The 1,433-nt window shown below is 67.4% G+C and carries 2 protein-coding genes; both read right to left on the bottom strand.

Features of this window, described 5'->3' with window-relative positions; all coding sequences use genetic code 11:
• Positions 1 to 229: 229 nt before the first annotated feature.
• Complete coding sequence (locus tag MXC99_RS00380) at positions 230 to 424, bottom strand: hypothetical protein (RefSeq protein WP_247723666.1); 195 nt, start codon at positions 422 to 424, stop codon at positions 230 to 232.
• A 330-nt stretch (positions 425 to 754) separates the two neighbouring features.
• Positions 755 to 1,433: AAA family ATPase (locus tag MXC99_RS00375; RefSeq protein ID WP_247723665.1), on the bottom strand; the 679-nt coding region annotated here is incomplete at its 5' end.

Raw genomic sequence — 1,433 nt, 5'->3', positions numbered from 1 at the left:
GAAGGTCAGCAGGATTTTCGGCTGCGTCTTGGTCTCGCCCTGGTAGGTCGATTCCTGCGTGCCCAGGTCGATGACGGCGCAGCAGCGGGCAGCGGTCGCGCCAGCGGGGGGGAGTTCAAACTCGGTCGAGTCGGAAGCGGTGATGGTCAGTGCCATGGCGGCAATCTCCAAAGGGTGAAGGGTTCGGCTCGGTCTTGCGGTCTCGGTCTCGGGTGTTCGGTCGACGTGCTCACGGCGCATGTGCCGGGTGAAGGCGAAAAGCGGCGCAGCTCTCGCCCTGGTCGGCGGGCAGTCGGCGCAGCGGGTGATGCAGGCCATAGGCCGGCGGCAGGTCGGGCCGGTCAGCGCTGGCGCAATAGCCAGAGGCGCGGCCGGGCCGGGCGAAGTGGGCGCACCAGCGGCAGGAGCCGATAGATGCGCTCATGGTTTTCGCCTCTGCTGCTTGTGTGCGTCGCACATCACACGGCCGAATGCTTTGGTTCTGGTGAATCCTTCCGTTCCAGGTAGCGGGGTTGTCACCTCGAACGGCTTGCCGCACACCCGGCACAGCCCTTGCCATGTGGCAAGCATCGTTTTCGTGCCGTCCTTGCGGGTGTATGGCGCTTCTCCCGTTCGCGTGAACTGGTCGTTTCCGCAGGGCGTTTCATCGCCCCGAAAATCCCCGAAATTCCCCGAAACGGTTTCGGCCGGGCCCGAAATTCCCCGCTCCCTCTTTAAGAGGGAGGGGAAAAACGGGGGAACGGGGGCGGGCGGGTCAGGCAAGCCATATCCAGCCCTCCCGCAGTGCCAGCGCGCCGCTATTCACAAGCCCGGTGATTGCTTGCCTGGTGCGTTCGGTCTTCCTGTCGGATGCGCAGGCCAGCCGGTCGCGGGCCTTTTCGATAGCCTCTTCCAGCTCGATGCATGGGCGAGTCGGCGGCGCGCCAGCCATGCCGAAGCGGCGTGCCTCGCGCAGCAGGTCACGCAGGGCGTCATAGACGATGCGCTGGTTCCCTCCCTGCGGCAGCTTCACCCGGCGCAGTGCGTCGGCGGTGCGCTCCTCTGGTGCGACCACGCAGGATGTAACCGGCTCGCCGTCCTCGTCGGTCTCCAGCTCCACCACCTCCAGGCGGAAGGGGTGCGCGTCTCCGTCGCTCCCGTCCTTGCTCTTCGCGGTGCGCCACTCGCGCCGGTCGTCGGTGCGCGTTACCTCGATGGCGGCGTCGAGCGCGCCAAGCAGGGAGGAATGCCCTCGAAGCCCCTTCGTGGCGTCCTTGCCGGTGTGATGCACGGCCAGCACCAGCCCGCCAAGCTCGGCCTGCAGAGCCTTCAGGCCGGCGATGACTTCGCCCATGTCGGCGCTGGTGTTCTCGTCCATGCCGGGCGCGGATGCGGCCAGGGTGTCGATGCACAGCACACCACCGGCCAGCCCGGCGGCGCGGGCGGCCTGCACA

This window comes from Thauera aromatica (genome assembly GCF_023093595.1).
Classification (GTDB): domain Bacteria; phylum Pseudomonadota; class Gammaproteobacteria; order Burkholderiales; family Rhodocyclaceae; genus Thauera; species Thauera aromatica_A.
Note: the sequence above shows the minus strand (reverse complement) of the source record. Positions and strands in the feature narration are given on the sequence as shown.